The sequence below is a fragment of the Actomonas aquatica genome, assembly GCF_019679435.2.
Lineage (GTDB): Bacteria > Verrucomicrobiota > Verrucomicrobiia > Opitutales > Opitutaceae > Actomonas > Actomonas aquatica.
In genome coordinates this window covers 2,719,640-2,734,103 of the sequence record NZ_CP139781.1, presented here as the reverse complement: position 1 = coordinate 2,734,103, position 14,464 = coordinate 2,719,640, and the positions used below count along the sequence as shown (strand labels likewise).

Genomic DNA, 14,464 nt, shown 5'->3' with positions numbered 1-14,464 from the left:
GCTACGCCCTGAAGCTGAAGGCGGAACGGTAGTGGAGCCTATCCGTGTTCATCCGTGGTTTAAAACCTGACTTATGAATAAGCTCTACCACGGGGTTTGTTATTATCCGGATCTTTGGCCGGAGGACTGTATCGATGGCGACATCGCCGAGATGCAGCGGCTGGGGCTGAACATGATTCGCATGGGCGAGGCGGTGTGGTCGCGACTCGAGCCCAACGAGGGCGAGGTGTCCTTCGATTTCTACCTTGGCGTGATGGATCGGCTGCACGCTGCCGGGATCGATGTGGTGTGGTGCACACCGACGCCGTGTCCCCCGATCTGGCTCACGCACGGCCATCCGGAGCGCTGCTTCGTCGATGGCGAGGGGCGCGTGATGCATCACGGCGCGCGGCAACATGTGTCCTATGCGCATCCGGATGTCTTCGATGCCTGTGTGCGCATCGCGCGGCAGAGTGGCGAGGCACTGGGGTCGCATCCGTCGCTGGTGGCGTTTCAGGTCGACAACGAACTGTGCTGCCACACGGCCGAGGATTTTAATCCGCACGCCATCGCCGGTTGGCATCGCTGGTTGGAGGCACGCTACGAGGGCGACATCGAGCGGCTTAACGCCGCGTGGTGCACGGCGCTGTTCAGCGAACGGTATCAACGATTTGAGCAAGTGCCGGCGCCGGTGCGCACGCCGTTTTTGCACAACGCGTCGTTGGAGACGGCGTGGCGCCTCTACTCGCGGGAACGGATCGCGCAGTTCCTCGAGGCGCAGATCGCGGCGTTGCGTGAGCACACCGACCGGCCGATCACGCATAACTTTGGCCTCGGGTTTCCGGCGGGTTTTGAACGCATGTGCGAGCGGGTGGATTTTGCGTCGGTGGATGATTATCCGCCCTCCGATCGTTGGACCGACCTCGTGCTCGATCACGACATGTATCGTCCGGCGATCCCGGGCCGGGCGCACTGGCTCATGGAAACGAGCGTGGCGCACAACGGCTGGTTTGGCGCGCACGAGACGGTGCATCCGCCGGGCTTTTTGGCGGCGGAGGTCGCGCTGTCGTATGCGCTTGGCGCGCAGACGGTGTGTTATTGGTTGTGGCGGCAGCAGCGGGCGGGTTGCGAGATGCCGCACAGTGCGATTCTGAGCGCTTGGGGGGAGCCCAGTATCGGTCATGCCGAAGTGGCGCGGGCGGATGCGGCGCGTCGCGAACTCGAGCCGTTGATTTTGCGCACGCGACCGGCGCCGGCTGAGGTCGGGCTGACGTGGAGCGACCGCGGTCGGGTCATGCTCGACGTCGAACCGCTTGGGGCGAACCGGGAGCGGCATCAGGTCGACTATGTGCAGTCGATCAAGCAATGGCACGGTCTGCTCTGCGACACGGGCGCGCATCGCGACGTGGTGTTTGAAGGCGCGGCGATTCCGGCGGGCATGAAGGTGCTCTTCACGCCGATGATGGCCTGCGTGGATGAGGCGTTTTGGGCGAAAGCGCAGGCGTGGGTGGAGGCCGGTGGGACGTGGGTGGTCGGCCCGCTCACTGGCACGCGCACCGCCGAACACAACGTGCCGATCGATGCCGGTTTGGGCGCGGCGCTGGAAGCTTTGGCCGGAGTGAAAGCGGTTTTTTCTTATCCGATCACCGATGCTGGCGTGCGCGGTGAATTGACGGTGGGCGAGGCGGCTGAGCCGGTGCCCTTGGTGGGCTGGTGCAGCGCGCTGCGACCCGTTGATGAAGCGACGGCCGTGTGCGGTCGGTTGGTCTGCGCGGGCAGTCCGGTGGATGGACTCGCGTGGTGGACGGAGCGCGCCGTGGGCGCGGGCCGCGTCGTGATGTTGAGCGTGGAGATCGCTGAAGCAGAGGCCGAGGCGACTTGGGCGACGATCATCGATCACGTGTTAACCGCCGCCGACGTGGAGCGTGCAGCGGTCTCGCCGGGCACCATTGTGGCGCCGCGGATCGATGACGCCGGGCAACGCAGTTGGATCGCCATCAACATGGACGGCCAAGGCGGCACCTGGTCTGCGCCGACGGGCGAAAGTCTGGCGATCAAGCCCTACGGGTGGCGCGTGGTCGAAGCGTAGGTGGTGGATGGATACGCCAGGGAGTGTGACGGGAAATGTCGCGCCGGGTTGGTTGCCGTGGGCGCGTCCTAGCGGGAGGACGCCGCGGCGTTCTCCGGTTGACTGTCTGCGGTTTCGCCCTCGTCTTCGTCACCTTCTTCGGGATTGGCGGCGATGGGTTGGAGGTGATCGCTCAGGGTGTCGCCGCCCCGAGCGTTGAAATCGAGCGTGCGGATCGGGAACGGAATCAGGATGTCGTGTTCGTCGAAGGCCGTCTTGATGGCTTTGATGCCGGCGTCGATGGCGTTGAAGTAGCCGGTGTCGCCATCGGGGTAATCGATCCAGTAGCGCACGGTGAAATTGATGGAGCTGTCACCGAACTCGAGGGCGAAGATGTCGATGTCCTTGTCGGCTTTGCGAAAATCAAGTCCTTCGATCGCCTCGTGCAGAATGTCGGTGACCTTCTTGAGGTCTTCGCCGTAGGAGACGCCGACGGCGATTTCGATGCGGCGCTCGCCGGACTTGGAGTAGTTGATGAGGACGTTTTTGAAGACCTCTTTGTTGGGGATGTAGATGATCTGGCCGGAGAAGTTGCGAATGATGGTGTTGCGCAGGTTGAGCTTCTCAATGAAGCCGAACTGGTCATTCGACTGGATCAGATTGCCGGGCTTGAAGGGTTTGCGGATGCCCATGAGCAGACCTGCCAACAGATTCTCGGCGAGGTCTTGAAAGGCGAAGCCGAGGGCCAGGCCGATGATGCCGGCGCCGGCGAGCAGGGACACGACCGCTTTTTGCAGACCCACCATTTCAAGGGCGGCGAAGAAACCGAGGGCAATGACCACCACGCGGGAGATGGTGGCGAAGAGGCTGGCCACGGCGCCGGAATCGAAGGCGCGGTTAAAAACGCGGTTCGTGACGCGACCGACGACGGAGCCGATTGCATAGGTGACCACCACGATGAGCGCGGCGATGAGAAAGTTGGGCAGAAGGGCGACGCCGGTATCGAACCACGAAACGAGTTTCTCCTGCAGAATGGAGAAGGTGCGATCGAGAGTGATGGGCTCGATGTTGGTGGCCTGCGCGGCAGCGGCGACGGCCTCGGTGGACGGTTGAGAATCGGGACTGGCCATGGCTGGAAGCGCGCGCCCGGAAGCCGGGAGCGCTATCCAGCGGTGACCAGGTGGAAGCGAATTGGTTCGCGTCTGCGGGCGCCGCGACGGCGGCGTCGGCCGGGTTACTGGTTACCGATCACGTGAATCGCGATCACGATGATGACGATGACCACGGCGACTTTGATCAGTGCGAGCCAGGTGGCGCCGAGGAACAGTCCGGCGACAACGGCGACCAGTGCGGCTGGTCCTTCCTCCATGTTCTGCTCCTTGGTGAGGTAGCCGAAGGCGATCAGGCCGGTGATGATGGCGACGAGGAAACTGAAGTCGGATTTTTTGCCCGATGATGAAGAGGACGGAGCGCTGGATTTTGACGGGCTGGATGAGCGGGAGCGGGTGCTTTCGCGTTGGCGGGCCTGTTGCTGGGCCGCCTGCTCCTGCATCATGCGATTCCATTGCGCGTCCTGATCGCGCTGACGCTGGCGTTCCTGCTGTTGGCGTTGGTTTTCCCAATTCTGGTTTTCCTGAGTGTAGGGGCGGTAGGGGTTGTTGCCGGCGTGGTCGTCGTGTCTTGGGCTTTGCATGATCGAGGGGGTGGTTGAAGGGCTGGTGGGACGGGGAATGGCTTAGATGGAGGAGAGCGCGGTGTGGGCGGAGGGTTGACTGCGGAACAGCAGACCTGAGGCCAGCCAGGCGCCGGCGGCCCAAAGAAGGGCCTGAGCGAAACGCGCCCAGTGGGGGAGCGCCCCGCCGTTGCCGGCGACTCCGATGGAACCGAACGGCAACAAGGCCATGCTTGCGGACGGGCTGGACTGACGCAGTTCACGGTCAAGGACGGCGTAGTCGATGGAACCATCCGCGGCTTGGGCTTTGTGCATCGCGGAGCGAGCGTTGATTTCGACGTCTTTCTCCCAGTTGGCGATGAGCAGAAGGTTGATGATTGCGGCGAGAGCGGTGCAAATGAGTCTGGCGGTGGTAGGATTCACGGGAGGCGAGGGAAGGTTGAGACGGTCGGAAACAGAAGGTCGGACGTGGGAGATATTTGCCTGACGTTGGGTTTCTGATCTGGCCGTGAAGAATCTTACGCGCTGCCGGAAAATATTGTCGCGCGGTCGTTGGGTGGAGTCGTCGGGCGGTTGACGCCGAGTGCTCAGGTGGAGCACAGCCCGCGCTCGTAGTGGATGTCCCACTCGTCCTCGTGACTGACGCGGAAACCGTGGCGCAGGTAAAACGCATTGGCGGGACTTGCGCGCAGGGCGATCAGCCGGACGGGCAGTATTGCGGTGCCTGCCTCGCGCAAAGTTCGATCAAGCAACCAGGCTCCCAGACCGCGACCTTGAGCCGCGGGGGCAATGTAGAGATGGTTCAAGTGCAGGTGATCCGAGTGATGCGTCAGAGCCGAGAACCCGACCAACAAGTGCAACTCGAACAGGAGGCGGGTGTTTGCGGGACAAAACGACTGTTTGAAGCGAGTCGTGCTGCGCTCGATGTTGAAGCGCCCCAAAGCCTCGAGGCTCGGCCTCATCGCATCCAAGCGCAGGGCGAGTAACCGGGCAAAGTCAGCCGGAGTGGCGGGTTCGGTGCGAAGAGAGGCCGTGTGCACTCAGGGAGGACGGACGGGGGCGTGTCCGGTGCAACTACTTCATCAAGCGGTCGGAAAAAGACAGGCCCGAGCTGCGGGAGGGCTCGGCGTCGAAGGTGAGCCAGCGGGCGACCTGACCGGCGCGGATGACCAGCCACAGGCCGAGCAGCAGGCTGAGCCAGAGCCAGATCTTCATGTCGTTGGCCATGGGGATTTCCGCGGAGCCGAAGCGATTGCCGCCCATCATGCTCTTCATGCGATGGAGCATGATGAGGCCTTGGGTGCCGATGAAGGTGAGGTAGAAACCGAGGAGGCGAACGATGAGGGTGGGTGTTTGCATGGGCAGAAATTCAAGAATATAAGATTGACCCCTTAAGGCGAGGGTTCGCCAAATTGGCTTTTGGTTTCGGGAGGCAGGTCGCTGGTGGCGAGCCAGGCGCGGGCGGCGGTCGGGTCCTGGTTCATCCAGTTGCGCAGGACGTTGACCGTGACCATGCGGCGTTCGTTGTTGTCGGGCATGAGAGCGCTCCACTGCAGAGCGGAGCGCGGGTCGGTGCCCTGCAGGCTGTCGACCATGGCACGCACACCTTGTTCGCGGGCGTCACCGGTGGGTTGGCGCTGCACCCAGGCCCCGGCGCTGGTGGGGTCGAAGCGGGCCCAGGTTTGCAGGGTGTTGAGGTAGGCGTAGTCTTTGGCGGTGTCGGACGGCACCGTCTCCAGCCAGGCTAACGCGGCGGCCGGGTCGTAGCTGGCCCAGCTGCCGGCGACGGAGGCGACGGCGCTGGCGCGTTGATTGGGATCGGAGACATCCATGACGAGGGCGGCGGCCTCCAGCGGATCGTTGCTGGCGAGGTTGCTGGTGAGCGTGGTCAGGTAGCGGTCGCGACTTTCACCGGCGGGCAACAGATCGATGAGCGCGATGGCCTGCTGCGGGTGCTGGTTGATGAGCGAGTGGCTTACGCTGGGCAACACGATCGCCTGATCGGCGGCAGACAGGTTTTGCGCGATGTAGGCCGTGGCGGCATCGGGGTCGGAAGACGCCCAAACGGAGAGGCTGCGTTGCAGCGCTTGGTGGCGGGCGTTGGTGTCGGGGGCTGAGGCGATGAGCTCCAGGGCGCGGGGAACGTCGGACTGCATCAGCGCTTGCGCCAGGTTGCCGTAGGCGTTGGCGCGATCATGTCCGGCGGGCATGGCCTGCACGAGGGCGAGCGCGCGGTCGGGCTCGTATTGGGCGATCTGATTGATGGTGTTCTGCGTCGCCTGAAGACGGGCGGAACCGGGGGGCAGGGTTTCGATCCAGCGGAGAGCGCCTTCGGGATCGTTGCGGGCATAGTTGTGTGCGATGGTGTTGATCGCGTTGTTCAGCATCTGGCCGGGCGGCAGTGCCGAGGCGATGAGGGCGGCGAGTTCGGGGTCCTGATGCGCCACGCTGCCGACGATCTGGTTGAGGGCTTTCTGCCGCGCAATGGTGGTGGGCAAGGCCTGGACGTGAGCGAGGGCGAGTTCCGGATCCTGCCGGGCAACGTTGCCGACAATTTGATTAAAGAGCTGGTCGTAGAGCGCCGGTGAGTCGACTTGTTCGAGGTAGGTAAAGGCAGTGAGCGGGTCGCTTTGAGCGACTTGGTTGAGGATGGCGCGCAACGCGTTTTGGCGTTCGTTACCCGGTGGCAGGGATCGCGCATAGTTCAGCGCGCGGTCCGGCTCGGTGTTGGCCATTTGACCCAGCATATTCGCGATCAGGTAAGGTTGGTTGCGAGGGGAACCCAAGGTCTCGAAAAGCCGCAGCGCCGTATCGGTGTCCTGATGGGACAACTGGTTCAGGACGTTCGCGAAGATGCTGTCGCGAGTCGGACCGGCCGGTTGGCTCTCCAACCAAGCGACAGCCGCGGTTTGGTCCCGGCCGAGCCAGTTTTGTAGGATCATGGAGTAGGCGCGCTCGCGGATTTGCCCCGGGGAGAGTTCGGCAGTGAGGGCGAGTGCCTCCAGCGGCGCAGATTCGGCGAAGATGTTCAGTGCGACCGGCAATACGTTGTGGCCTTCGCCGGCGGGCAGAGTTCGAGCCCAGGCGATGGCGGCGGCCGGGTCGCGACGGGCCCAGCCGACGGCGATGAAGTTATGGGCGGTGCGGCGCTCGTTGGCGTTGGTCAGTTTGGCTGCGGCGGCGAGCGCCGACTCGGGGTTCTCTGCGCCCAGGGCTTCAAAGCCCTGCAGCAAAGGCAAACGTGAGACGACTGAAGGAGCGGGAGTGGAGGATTCCAGAACGGCGAGCAACATCGCGGGATCCTGCGGGCCGAGTTGGTTGGCGGCGGCGTTCATGGCTTCCTGTTTTTCCCGGCCTTCCGGCAATTGCCGTGCCCACGCCTGCAGGCTATGCGGATCAACGTAGGCCCAGCCGGCCATGATGTGGCTGATTGCGCTTTCGCGCCGCTGCGGGTGGTCAATGGTCCGGGCTTGGGCAAGAGCGGATCGTGGATCCACCTCGGCCCAGCGGCGATAGATCGCGAAGGCGATAATGGGATAGGTGCGCGCTTTAGCGTGACGTTCCAACAGATCCGCGAAGGCGGGCAGATCGGCGGAGGTGAGAGCGTTGAAGCGTCGCTCCCAGTCTTTGTTCATCACCCAGCGGGTGCCTTGGAGAATCTCGGCGCAGTCCGCCAAGGATTGTTCGACCGACGGGAGATCGGGCGCCGGGCGGTTTGCGAGCACGTCGGCCGGTGGCAGGGGACCCTGTTCGACCGCAGAATAGGCTGAGGAGCCGGGTTGAGCGGGTGGCGAGGTCGGAGCCGTGGTGCGGCCGAGCCAGAAGCCTGCGACGGCGGCGGCGGCGACGAGGCCGGCGCTCAGGGTAAGCACGAGGGGAGAGGCACGCATGGCTGGCGGGAAGACGAGCGGGGAGGGAAGGGCGGGAACGCGCGGGCCAGTCGCGGACAGGCGGACCATGGGGAAATCCGGAGGCGGCGGGAAGGTTTTATGATGTGCCGGAAGGTGGTGACCGCAGCGGGGCGTGGAAATTGGTTCGCGTTGGGCGGGGCGCGGCGCTCATGACGGGGGCGTATTTGTTGCCATGGCCACTGCTGCTGAATCCTCCGCTCCGCTCAATTCGATCGATTGGTTTGCCCGCCACGCCGTGGGACCGGGCGTGGTTTTTGCGCCGGGCGCGCAGCGTTTGGTGCTGTTTGCGGTGGCGGCCGAGATCGACAATGCCGCGGTCGACCGGGCCTCGGCCAAGGTCGAGCGTTTCAACAACGCCGAACTCGCCTCGCGTCGCCAGCAGGCGGAGAACCGCCGCAAAGCCCACTTCAAGAGCGACAATCGGGTGAATACGTAGGCGGGGCGAGCGGCGAAGCCGCTCGTCGGAAACGCTGAAAGCTGAAAAGCTAAAACGCTGAAAGGGAGTTTTGTTGCCGCTTCTGCGGAGAGGGTCGCGCTGGGGCCACGCTTTCACCTTCGGTTCAAGCGCAGCTACTCAGGGGCTCGGAGACGGGCGGGGAGCGGGATCCGGAGATCTGCTGAAAGCTGACTGCTGATGGCTGACCGCTGACAGCTGACCGCTCCTCCGCCTCCCTACACAAAAACACCCCGGGTGCACGCGGGGCGGCCCGGGGTGGTTGCGGGATTTGTTGAAGCGGTGACCTGAGGCGGTCTTGGCTTTATACCTCTGAGTTGGCTTTGAGGTAAGTGAGGAGCTCGTCGACCTGGCAGTGCGCCATGGCGGTGTAGGTGTCGGCCGCGCCGTAGTAGAGCGAGATGCGGCCGGTCGGGGCGTCGACGAGGGCGGAAACCGGGAAGCAGACGTTGGGCACGAAGCCGGTGGTCTCGTAGGGCTTCTCCGGGGTGAGCAGATAGTCGCGGGTGCGGTAGAGCACCTTCTCGGGCTTATCGAGGTCGTGCAGCGAGGCACCGATCGAGTAAACGAAACCGCAGCAGGTGGTGGACACACCGTGGTAGAAGACGAGCCAACCTTCCTTGGTTTCGATCGGAATCGGGCCGGCGCCGATCTTCACGCCCTGCCACCAACCGCTGCCGCCCTTTTGCATGACCATGCGGTGCTTGCCCCAGTAGGTGAGGTCCTTGGAGTGCGAGAGCACCACGTCGCCGAAGGGCGTGTGCGCGCTGTCGGAAGGACGGGAAAGGAGGACGTATTCGCCGTTGATTTTCCGCGGGAAGAGCACGCCGTTGCGGTTGAACGGCATGAGAGGATTTTCCATGCGGATGAAGGTCTCAAAGTCCTTCGTGCGGCCGAGGCCGATGGAGGCGCCGGGGAAGTCGTCGCACCAGGTGATGTAATACCAGGAGCCGATCTTCACGACGCGCGGGTCGTAGGCGTAGGACGGGGTGGCGGGCTGGCCGTTCTCGTCGACCCATTCGATCTTCTTGTCCTGGATGTCGAAGCTGAGACCGTCGGCCGAGGTGCCGGAGTGGAGGGCGGCGCGACCGTTGCGGCCATCGGCGCGGAACACGCCGGCGAAGCCCTTCTTAAAGGGAACCGGCGCGCTGTTGTAGACGCGGGCGGTGTTGGGGGTGGGATTCCAGCCGATGAGCGGGTTGGCGCTGTTGCGCCACATCACGTGCGGGCAATCAGCGGGCTTGTCCTCCCACGGAATGTTGGGGAGGGCGGAGCCGAGAATCGTCGGAGTTTTGGCGGGGGTTTTTTTAGCCATGGGTGTCGAAGTGGTGGGGGGACAACATTAGCGATTTTTCCCCTCGGGTGTGAGGGACAATTTGATCGGTGGATTGAGAAATATTGCCGATGCAAGTCGGGCACAAGCCGGCACGCAAAGGCCGCAACCGGGCGGTGGGGCGATGGAATTGCCGCAGGGGAAACGGGTCTGGGGTTGCCGCGCCGGGATCGCGAGCGTAGTCCGATGCTCCCCTCCAACCCCTTGCTCCAATGATTTCTTTTTTCCGTCGAACCGGTCTGGCCGTGCTTTGTGGCGCGGCGATTTCTCCTCTCTGGGCCCACCCGCACGAGCCCACGGCGCCTTTGGCTGATCAGCTGGGGCTGCAGTTGTGGAGTGTGCGGGGCAGTTTCCTGCAGGATCCGTTTGCGGCCATGGACATGGTGGCGGGTTACGGGATCAAGGAAGTCGAGACGGCTGGCACGGCGCGCATGACGCCGACGCAGTTTCGGGCCGAGTTGGATCAGCGCGGGCTCAAGGCCGTGAGTGCGCACGTGCAATACGACGCGCTGCGGGAGGACTTCGCGGCGGTGCTCAACGAAGTGGTCACGCTGGGCGTGGAGTATGCGATCGTGCCGTGGATCCCGCACGACGGAGAGTTCACCGCGGAGTCAGCGCAGGTGGCGGCGGCCGACTTCGCGAAGTGGGGCGATGCCTTCGCCGCGGCCGGGATCAAGTTTGGGTATCATCCGCACGGATACGAGTTCGGTGCCGGCAAGCTGGCGGGCGACACGCCGTTTGACGTGATGGCGGCGGCGACGGCCGGGCATAACGTGTATTTCGAAATGGACGTGTTCTGGGTGGTGCATGGCGGCGCCGATCCGCTGGCGCTGCTGGAGAAATACGCCGGCCGCTGGGTGGCCCTGCACGTGAAGGACATCCGCAAAGGCGCGGAGACGGGTTTTGCAACGGGCGGTGCACCGGCGACGGACAAAGTGATCGTGGGCACGGGTCAGATCGACTGGCCGACTTTACTGAAGGCCTGCCGGGAGGCGGGCATCCGCCACTACTTCATCGAAGACGAATCGCCCGACCCGCTGGCCAACATCCCGCAGAGTCTGGAGTATCTGCGCGGCTTGGATCTGTAGGCGGAATCGGAGCAAGCGAAGCCGAGGGGCAGCTGCGTTTTCGACACCGAGGTCACAGAGGGAGCACAGAGAGCACAGAGCAGGAATGGGGGCTCCCGTGCGCTTGCTGGAGCCATTGTGATTACGATGTCGGGCTTTACGCCCGACATCCGTGTTCCTGTAGAAACCGTCTGCGTCACTCCTCCCAGTGGAGGAGGTCGCCGGGTTGGCAGTCGAGTTCGCGGCAGATGGCTTCGAGGGTGGTGAAGCGCACGGCTTTGGCTTTGCCGGTGGTGAAGATGTTGAGGTTGGCCGGCGTGATGCCGATGCGTTCGGACAACTCCTTTTGAGTGAGTCCGCGCGCGGCCAGCAGGCGATCAAGATGAATGCGAATCGGCATGGCGCGCGGCTCAGACCGTGGGGGCTGATTCGGCCCGGGAGTGGTGGCAGAGTTTGGAAACTCCGGCGACGACGACTTGAATCAAAGCCGAGCCCAGTAGGAGCGCGATGATCAGCATCAGCGGGTTGGCGCCGGCGAATAGCGGGAGGCCGCGAGCGGCCGACGGGTTCAGTTGCGTGGTCGACGCGAGATGGGGTTGGATGATGATCGACTTCACCAAGGGGTGGTGGGTGGCGGGACCGGTGATGATCAACGCCATCACTTTGGCCACGACCACGAGCACTACGCTTGTGCCCAAAACTTGGTTCAACCGCGCGAGGAGGCGGAGGGGACTAGGCGGAATGGAACGGGAGGGAATCATGGCGGGGGTGATCAAACCGTGAGGTCCTGTTCTTCCTTCAGGTGGACGCCGACGGCGAAGACCTCGGCGATGATGAAGAGCGCAAACACGGTGAGCAGGGTGGGGTTGATGAGGTCGAGGCTCGCGCTCACATCGAAGGCCGGGAAGGCGTCGCTGACCCCGAGCGCGATGATGAGCTTGGACAGGCCCTGCCAGACGAGGCTGGCGAAACTGAGCCCGGCGATCCAGCGGAGGCGGCGCGCGTTGGCGCGGATGAAAGGATGGTCCTGGCGCAGGCTGCGCAAGAGGCAGCGGGCGTGCCAACAGATGCCCGCGATGAGGACGACGGTGATGAGGCTGCAGACGGCGGTGGTGAGCTGCAGACCTTGCAGGCTGTTCGGCACCTCCAGTTCGCCGGCCACGTTGCTGAGCACGAGCTCCACGGCCTCGCCGTCGGCGGTGAGCAGGGTCTGCGCGGGCAGGTCGGTCTCCACCACGACGCTTTGGGTAAGCCCACCCGGGATCTCGCCGACGACCAGCAACGCGCCCACAAACACGAGGCCTGCCGCACCGGCGATACCGCACAGGAAGAGGGTGATGTTGAGCACCCATTCAAGCGAACGAGTGAGGCGACGGATGGCGGGCGGCAGGTTCATGATTATTGAAAAACAGTAATCGGTCGTGGAGGCTTTGAGTCAACCGGAATTATTGAAAAACAATAATGAGGCCGTGCAGAGAGGTTTTGCGGCGGGGCGGGAGAGTCGTTCATGGTCGCGCGGTTTTCTTCTTACCCATGCGCGTTCCTACCCTGTTTCGTCGGCCGGCTTTGTTGTCGGTTTTGTTAATCGTATTGGTTTCGTGGATCGCTGCGGCCGAGTCCTTGCCGCCGTTGCCGGCACCGCAGGATGTGCCGCAGCCGGGGCCGCAGACGGATGGACCTTACCAGCCCACGGCGATCGTGCCGGGCGGCGTGGTGGTGACGTTGTATCCGCCGGACTCACCCTACCTGAATGCCGAGCGTATCCACGAAGCGGAGACGTATGGGAGCTACAGTCCGCCGCACCTCGGCTACATTGTGAACATCCACAATCCGTCGATTGAGTTTCATGCCGCGAAGGGCGCGCTGAATACCGGCACGGCGGTGATTCTCGCGGCGGGGGGCGGCCACAACACGCTGGGCGTGGCGGGTGAGGGCGCGGACGTGGTGCCGTTTTTCACGCGCCGCGGCATCAGCGCGATCATCCTGCGCAATCGGCTGCGCAGTGACGGGTATGAACCGAAGACCGACGGCGTGTATGATCTGCAGCAGGCGATCAAGGTGGTGCGAGCCTACGCGGGCGAGTGGGGGATCGATCCGCACCGCATTGGCGTGGTGGGGTTTTCGGCGGGAGCCGAGCTGGTGGCGGGCGCGTCGTTGTTTTACGAGGCCTTTGATGTCGCGGGGGCGGAGGCGGGCGGTCCGTTGGCGGCAGTGTCGTCGCGGCCGGATTTTGCGGGGCTGGTGTATCCGGGACCCTCGCCGTTCTTTAATGGCGGCACGGCTGAAATTCCGCGGGATGCGCCGCCCTCGTTCATCACCTCACCGGGTTGGGGCGATTGGATTCACGCACTGTGGGCGACGGAGTATTTTACGGCGCTGCTGAACGACGGAGTGCCGAATGTGGAGATGCACATTTATGCGCGTGGGGTGCATCCGGGTGATCGCGGTCAGGAAGGTCAGGCGCCGGCGACGGCGGGGATCAGCAGTCGGGACGGCGTGGGGTTTGGCTCTTGGGAGGAGCGCTTCGTCCACTGGCTCGACGACCTCGGTTTCATGACCAAGGGCGGCGGCGAAACGCGGGCGGCGATGGACGTGAAAGTGCAGCTCGATCGCGAGTCGCCGTATGACGTGCTGCAGCGCCGTTTGGCGGAACGCCGATGACGGTTTTGTTTGGTTCCTGACAGGAGGGGTTTTACATGAGGAAACAGAGGGGAAGGAAGGGACCGAGAGGCAGGCGTTAGCGCGAGTAAACTCGCGGCCTACACTGCGCTTTCGAACGAGGAATGTAGGCTGCGAGTTTACTCGCGCTGCGTTGCCTCTCTGCTTCGCGGTTTTGTTTCCGAACGGCGCGGCGGGCCCGGCGGTCCCGCCCTACCTTGTGACTAAAGCGGTTTCAGGCCGGCTTCGATTTCGGCGCGGCGGTCTTCCAGGAAGGGCGGCAGGGCGAGGGTTTCGCCGAGGGATTCCATGGGCTCGTCGGAGGCGAAACCGGGGCCGTCGGTCGCGATCTCGAAGAGGATGCCGTTGGGCTCGCGGAAGTAGAGGCTGCGGAAATAAAAGCGGTTGATCGGACCGCTGTTGGGATATCCGGCCTCGATCAGTCGTTTGTGCCACGCGGCGTATTCGTCGAAGTTGGGCGTGCGAAAGGCGACGTGGTGCACGCCGCCGGCGCCTTGGCGGGCGATGGGGGCGTTGGGATCGACGACAACGTGGAGTTCGGCGGCCGGGCCGCCTTCGTCCATGGCGAAGACATGCACGTCGAGGTCCTCGCTTTCACCCGCTTCATCCGGCGCACCGGGCAGGGTGTAGGTGCGCTCTTCGCGCATGTTCATGAGCTCGATGAGCACGTCGGCGGTGCGTTTGAGTTGCGGCACGCAGAGCATGATGGGACCGAGTCCGCGGATCTGATGCTCGAGCGGCACAGGGCTTTGGTCCCACGGGTTGAGCGCGAAGCCGCCGTCGTCGTTGACGAGGGCGAAACGTTGGCCTTCGGGATCTTCAAAATCGAGGGTGGCGCGGCCGTCGCGCTCGTGGATTTCGCCGACGACCAATTCGTGTTGGGAAAGGCGATCGCGCCACCAGGCGAGCGACTCGGCACTGCCTACGCGCAGGCCGGTGCGACAGACGGAATGGGCGCCGCGGCGTTCGCGGCCGACGGGCCAATCGAAGAACGTGAGGTCGGTCCCCGGGGAAGCCGCGCCGTCGGCGTAGAACAGATGGTAGGCCGAGACGTCGTCTTGGTTGACGGTCTTCTTAACCAGGCGCAGGCCGAGCACCTGCGTGTAGAAGGCGTGGTTTTCGGACGCGCGAGCGGTGACGGCGGTGAGGTGGTGAATCCCCGTGAGTTGCATCGCACAACATGCTCACGGGAGGCGCGGCGTCCAGTGGCGGTCCAAATTGGGGGCCAACGTGGCGCCGGCTTCAGCCGGCTCTGGGGACGGTGGGATAGCCTGCTGGGTGGAGCAGGGCCGGCTGAAGAC

At 63.9% G+C, this 14,464-nt stretch carries 15 protein-coding genes; 4 read left to right on the top strand and 11 right to left on the bottom strand.

Translation table 11 applies throughout. The features are described 5' to 3' along the window. The first annotated feature begins 73 nt into the window (after positions 1-73). The gene (locus K1X11_RS10875) at positions 74-2,068 is read left to right on the top strand and encodes a beta-galactosidase (protein WP_221032367.1); all 1,995 of its coding nucleotides are present in this window, start codon (positions 74-76) and stop codon (positions 2,066-2,068) included. Positions 2,069-2,136: 68 nt separating this feature from the next. Here the strand turns inward: K1X11_RS10875 and K1X11_RS10870 are convergent, their stop codons facing one another. The 6 genes from K1X11_RS10870 to K1X11_RS10845 all read right to left on the bottom strand — a co-directional run bounded on the left by K1X11_RS10870 (position 2,137) and on the right by K1X11_RS10845 (position 7,609). Further along, positions 2,137-3,177 (bottom strand): mechanosensitive ion channel family protein, encoded by a 1,041-nt coding sequence (locus tag K1X11_RS10870; protein WP_221032366.1) that lies wholly within the window; start codon positions 3,175-3,177, stop codon positions 2,137-2,139. Between the two features lie 104 nt (positions 3,178-3,281). Next, on the bottom strand, positions 3,282-3,740 hold the full coding sequence (locus K1X11_RS10865) for a hypothetical protein (RefSeq protein WP_221032365.1): 459 nt from the start codon (positions 3,738-3,740) through the stop codon (positions 3,282-3,284). Positions 3,741-3,782: 42 nt separating this feature from the next. Beyond that, complete coding sequence (locus K1X11_RS10860; protein WP_221032364.1) at positions 3,783-4,142, bottom strand: hypothetical protein; 360 nt, start codon at positions 4,140-4,142, stop codon at positions 3,783-3,785. Positions 4,143-4,306: 164 nt separating this feature from the next. After that, a complete protein-coding gene (locus tag K1X11_RS10855; protein ID WP_221032363.1) occupies positions 4,307-4,759 on the bottom strand; it encodes a GNAT family N-acetyltransferase in 453 nt (150 codons plus the stop codon). 34 nt (positions 4,760-4,793) lie between these two features. Continuing rightward, positions 4,794-5,078 carry a hypothetical protein gene (locus K1X11_RS10850; RefSeq protein ID WP_221032362.1) on the bottom strand — a complete coding sequence of 95 codons (285 nt, stop codon included), beginning with the start codon at positions 5,076-5,078 and terminating at the stop codon, positions 4,794-4,796. 32 nt (positions 5,079-5,110) lie between these two features. Then, on the bottom strand, positions 5,111-7,609 hold the full coding sequence (locus K1X11_RS10845) for a hypothetical protein (protein WP_221032361.1): 2,499 nt from the start codon (positions 7,607-7,609) through the stop codon (positions 5,111-5,113). Positions 7,610-7,802: 193 nt separating this feature from the next. Between K1X11_RS10845 and K1X11_RS10840 the strand changes: the two genes are divergently transcribed. Further along, entirely contained in the window at positions 7,803-8,066 is a 264-nt protein-coding gene (locus K1X11_RS10840; RefSeq protein WP_221032360.1) for a hypothetical protein, read from the top strand. A gap of 322 nt (positions 8,067-8,388) precedes the next feature. On the opposite strand, the gene K1X11_RS10835 is transcribed toward K1X11_RS10840, so the two are convergent. Further along, on the bottom strand, positions 8,389-9,399 hold the full coding sequence (locus tag K1X11_RS10835; protein WP_221032359.1) for a glycoside hydrolase family 130 protein: 1,011 nt from the start codon (positions 9,397-9,399) through the stop codon (positions 8,389-8,391). A 230-nt stretch (positions 9,400-9,629) separates the two neighbouring features. On the opposite strand from K1X11_RS10835, the gene K1X11_RS10830 reads away from it, so the two are divergent. Beyond that, entirely contained in the window at positions 9,630-10,505 is an 876-nt protein-coding gene (locus K1X11_RS10830) for a sugar phosphate isomerase/epimerase family protein (protein ID WP_221032358.1), read from the top strand. A gap of 175 nt (positions 10,506-10,680) precedes the next feature. Here K1X11_RS10830 and K1X11_RS10825 read toward each other — a convergent pair whose 3' ends face one another. The 3 genes from K1X11_RS10825 to K1X11_RS10815 are packed head-to-tail and all read right to left on the bottom strand — an operon-like array spanning position 10,681 to position 11,880. Beyond that, on the bottom strand, positions 10,681-10,884 hold the full coding sequence (locus K1X11_RS10825; protein WP_221032357.1) for a helix-turn-helix domain-containing protein: 204 nt from the start codon (positions 10,882-10,884) through the stop codon (positions 10,681-10,683). Between the two features lie 10 nt (positions 10,885-10,894). Then, on the bottom strand, positions 10,895-11,245 hold the full coding sequence (locus K1X11_RS10820; protein ID WP_221032356.1) for a hypothetical protein: 351 nt from the start codon (positions 11,243-11,245) through the stop codon (positions 10,895-10,897). An 11-nt stretch (positions 11,246-11,256) separates the two neighbouring features. Beyond that, positions 11,257-11,880, bottom strand: coding sequence for a DUF2975 domain-containing protein (locus K1X11_RS10815; protein WP_221032355.1), 624 nt, complete (start codon positions 11,878-11,880; stop codon positions 11,257-11,259). Positions 11,881-12,017: 137 nt separating this feature from the next. Between K1X11_RS10815 and K1X11_RS10810 the strand changes: the two genes are divergently transcribed. Continuing rightward, positions 12,018-13,145: an alpha/beta hydrolase gene (locus tag K1X11_RS10810; protein WP_221032354.1), complete on the top strand. Its 1,128-nt coding sequence runs from the start codon at positions 12,018-12,020 to the stop codon at positions 13,143-13,145. 221 nt (positions 13,146-13,366) lie between these two features. On the opposite strand, the gene K1X11_RS10805 is transcribed toward K1X11_RS10810, so the two are convergent. Further along, a complete protein-coding gene (locus K1X11_RS10805) occupies positions 13,367-14,335 on the bottom strand; it encodes a ring-cleaving dioxygenase (protein WP_221032353.1) in 969 nt (322 codons plus the stop codon). Between the last annotated feature and the right edge of the window lie 129 nt (positions 14,336-14,464).

What these genes read in the sequence shown, in the direction of transcription:
- K1X11_RS10840 (WP_221032360.1), top strand. Translation starts at nt 7,803, where the DNA reads ATGGCCACTGCTGCTGAATCCTCCGCTCCGCTCAATTCGATCGATTGG.
- K1X11_RS10825 (WP_221032357.1), bottom strand. Translation starts at nt 10,884, where the DNA reads ATGCCGATTCGCATTCATCTTGATCGCCTGCTGGCCGCGCGCGGACTC.
- K1X11_RS10815 (WP_221032355.1), bottom strand. Translation starts at nt 11,880, where the DNA reads ATGAACCTGCCGCCCGCCATCCGTCGCCTCACTCGTTCGCTTGAATGG.
- K1X11_RS10805 (WP_221032353.1), bottom strand. Translation starts at nt 14,335, where the DNA reads ATGCAACTCACGGGGATTCACCACCTCACCGCCGTCACCGCTCGCGCG.
- K1X11_RS10845 (WP_221032361.1), bottom strand. Translation starts at nt 7,609, where the DNA reads ATGCGTGCCTCTCCCCTCGTGCTTACCCTGAGCGCCGGCCTCGTCGCC.
- K1X11_RS10865 (WP_221032365.1), bottom strand. Translation starts at nt 3,740, where the DNA reads ATGCAAAGCCCAAGACACGACGACCACGCCGGCAACAACCCCTACCGC.
- K1X11_RS10835 (WP_221032359.1), bottom strand. Translation starts at nt 9,399, where the DNA reads ATGGCTAAAAAAACCCCCGCCAAAACTCCGACGATTCTCGGCTCCGCC.
- K1X11_RS10810 (WP_221032354.1), top strand. Translation starts at nt 12,018, where the DNA reads ATGCGCGTTCCTACCCTGTTTCGTCGGCCGGCTTTGTTGTCGGTTTTG.
- K1X11_RS10830 (WP_221032358.1), top strand. Translation starts at nt 9,630, where the DNA reads ATGATTTCTTTTTTCCGTCGAACCGGTCTGGCCGTGCTTTGTGGCGCG.
- K1X11_RS10870 (WP_221032366.1), bottom strand. Translation starts at nt 3,177, where the DNA reads ATGGCCAGTCCCGATTCTCAACCGTCCACCGAGGCCGTCGCCGCTGCC.
- K1X11_RS10875 (WP_221032367.1), top strand. Translation starts at nt 74, where the DNA reads ATGAATAAGCTCTACCACGGGGTTTGTTATTATCCGGATCTTTGGCCG.
- K1X11_RS10820 (WP_221032356.1), bottom strand. Translation starts at nt 11,245, where the DNA reads ATGATTCCCTCCCGTTCCATTCCGCCTAGTCCCCTCCGCCTCCTCGCG.
- K1X11_RS10850 (WP_221032362.1), bottom strand. Translation starts at nt 5,078, where the DNA reads ATGCAAACACCCACCCTCATCGTTCGCCTCCTCGGTTTCTACCTCACC.